We start from the raw sequence: 2,644 nt of genomic DNA on the forward strand, positions 1-2,644 counted from the left end.
CTCTTTGTTCGGTAGAGCATCAGGCTGATCACTGAAGCAATAAAAATAGCCACGACTAATAAGCTATGTTCTTTCAGGAACAGGGAAATAGTGGCGAGATCTGGCATTAACTCGATTCCTTGCGCCAGCAAATAACCGGCAAATACAAATTGTCCGACACCGATAAAAAGACCGATTAATGAGTATGCCGTGAAGGTCATCCAGGGAAGCGCGTAGCTGCCAGCCAGGAAGGGCATTATCCAGGCTACCGGTCCCAGCAAGCGGGCTATAGCGACCACCAAAGGGCCGCGTTTTCTTAGTACTAGCCGGGCTCTGGCAATGGGTCTCCGGGTTTTAGGAACACGATGGCAGAGCCAGCGGCGTCCATTAACGCCATAACGGCGACCGATGAAATAGCTGAGCTGATCGCCAATAAGGCCGCCAAGGAGTACGGATATGACACCGTACATTGCGCCGCTACTTAGCAGGTAGCCTGCTGCAAGCAAGAAGGGCTCTCCGGGAAAAAAGAGGTTGGGCCCTATCAGTGCATCGAGAAAGCTACCGCCGAAGAACCACCACCAGCTGGCATTTAGCATTTGTTATCTGCGTCCTTGTAATGGCCAAACTCATAGCTCATTTCGTTGTTGCGCATTTCTCCGAAAAAAAAGCGGCGCACATTGGCTTTCAGGTAGGTTAGCCCCATCTTGAAAAATCCATCCTGTTCGAGTCGACGAGGATCAAACCAGAAGCTGATAGGAAGCATTCGGTAGCGCCAGGTTTCGGAAGCCCTGCGTACGTAGTCACAGTCTTCGCAAAGAACGATCTCTTCATCAAAGCCATTAATTTCCTCATGGGCCCGTTTGGTTGAAAATAGGCAGGCACCGACTGATGTCGGGAAGAAAAAGGATGTAGCGTACAGCCCGGCATTGAACAGTCCGTAGCCAAGACGGTAGCCAAGTGAAAGCTCTTCGGCACTCATATACACACCGGCCACTTCGAGCTTGCGTTTTTCAAGTTGGTGGAGGGCATTGGTCAGAAATGTCGGCTCCAGACGGACATCTGCGTCAAGAAATAAGAGACGCTCATGGGAAGCAAGCTTGGCACCGGTATTGCGACCTAGGCTGGTTCCTCGACTTTCCATCTTGTGAACGGTCAGGGCCGGCAAGGCTTTATCAAATCCCTGTGCTACCTCACAGGTATTATCATCACTGTTGGAGTCGACCACGATAACTTCGAAGTTCTGGTGACTTTGCTTGCTTAGATCTTCAAGCAAACGGCCGATACGTTTCTCTTCGTTTAGGGTAATCACAACAATACTAATCGGATTCATAATTTCCTCTCAAATTCGTAACTGGCTTAATTGTTGAGAGAATTATGCTTTGAAGGGACTGAATAGGATGTGAGGGCCTAGTTCATCTTCCGTTCATATAATTGAGAGAGTTCTCAGTGTGGCTGTTGCTGGTAGAAAGCTTCGATTTGTTCGCAGAGCCACTCAGGCTCGTCAAGTGGGAGGTCATGACCGGCATCCGGGTGAAGAAACAGCGGTAGGTGCCAGTTTGAGGCCAGTGCCTTGCTACAGGCTACATTGACCAACTGGTCTTGTTCTGAGGCTAGTAACAGAACAGGCTTGGTAGGTGAATATCGTACCCGATATCGGGCGGCAGCCTGCAGCTGAACCCATGTATTACGTGTGCTGACCGGGTATTGCTCGCGCAATTTTATCCACTCTTTGAGCGTACCTTGGTGCTGATGTAGATTGTTGGACGTGAGTGCCAAAATAAGCGCTTCTTTCTCTTCCGGCGGACTATAAAGTATTTTGAAAATGGTAGGCAATTTCTGCCAGTTTAATCGCTGATAAAACGGGGAGTAGGGCCGTGCACTAGTGTTAATTAAGACGGTGGAATCAACTTCATTGGGATAGCTAGTCATCCATTCAACGGCGATCATGCCGCCCATCGAAATGGATATGATATCGATAGCATCTAGGTTAACATCTTTGAGCCGCAGTTGAACCCGCAAATCGTTGACCATTTTACGAATTGAAGAAGGGGAAGTAACCTGGAAACGGGCACCATTACCGGCTAGATCAAGACAAATGACCGGACGCTCTGGATAGTGCTGGCAGAGCATTTCATAGAATTGGCCCCAGTGACGCTGTTCTCGGAGCAAGCCACGGATCAGCACGATAGGTCTCGGGCTATCTTTCTGAATCTCCATTAAATTACTCCGTTAATGATGAGTCGGAATACCATAGCGCTCGGGCTTTACTGGCAAAAGCCGGGGTGAGATCACTGTTATACCAAGATTGATAAGAATAGGCCGCATTCATCAAAAATTCCAGTAGAGTCAGGTGGGTACGAAGAACGCGCTGTATACGGTGTGGTTTCATCGGATGGAAAAGGCCCAGTCGGTCGCCAAGTTGGAGTGGGTTCTTGCGAACCCAGCGCCATGAGCCCATTTCAAGTGTTAGTGGAAGTAGGTGGGTACCGTTATCTTCGGAGCGTTCATACATAAAATCCCAAAGATCACCATGGCAGGTATAGTGCTTGGTCTGCGGCTCGAACAGGTAGTTCTGATGGGGGTAGGCATTAAAGAAAAGTTCTTTAAGGTGATAGATATCACCAATTTTTCCTATAGACTGGCTTTTGCTTTTGGCAAAGGGAAA

The 2,644-nt window shown here is 48.7% G+C and carries 3 protein-coding genes and 1 pseudogene; all 4 read right to left on the reverse strand.

Annotation, left to right across the window (positions count from 1 at the left end; translation table 11 throughout):
- On the reverse strand, window positions 1-575 hold a 575-nt coding region (locus MHN01_RS23935; protein ID WP_239413868.1), incomplete at its 3' end, for a DedA family protein.
- Window positions 569-1,309 (reverse strand): glycosyltransferase, encoded by a 741-nt coding sequence (locus MHN01_RS23940; RefSeq protein ID WP_239413870.1) that lies wholly within the window; start codon window positions 1,307-1,309, stop codon window positions 569-571. The genes MHN01_RS23940 and MHN01_RS23935, both read right to left, overlap by 7 nt.
- A 113-nt stretch (window positions 1,310-1,422) precedes the next feature.
- Entirely contained in the window at window positions 1,423-2,196 is a 774-nt protein-coding gene (locus tag MHN01_RS23945; RefSeq protein WP_239413872.1) for an alpha/beta fold hydrolase, read from the reverse strand.
- A gap of 4 nt (window positions 2,197-2,200) precedes the next feature.
- Window positions 2,201-2,644: pseudogene (locus MHN01_RS23950) on the reverse strand (zinc carboxypeptidase); the annotation flags it as partial.

Source organism: Photobacterium sp. OFAV2-7, from assembly GCF_022347985.1.
GTDB lineage: Bacteria > Pseudomonadota > Gammaproteobacteria > Enterobacterales > Vibrionaceae > Photobacterium.

Excerpts from the sequence above, each read along its gene's own strand:
- MHN01_RS23945 (WP_239413872.1), bottom strand. The coding sequence starts at position 2,196 with ATGGAGATTCAGAAAGATAGCCCGAGACCTATCGTGCTGATCCGTGGC.
- MHN01_RS23940 (WP_239413870.1), bottom strand. The coding sequence starts at position 1,309 with ATGAATCCGATTAGTATTGTTGTGATTACCCTAAACGAAGAGAAACGT.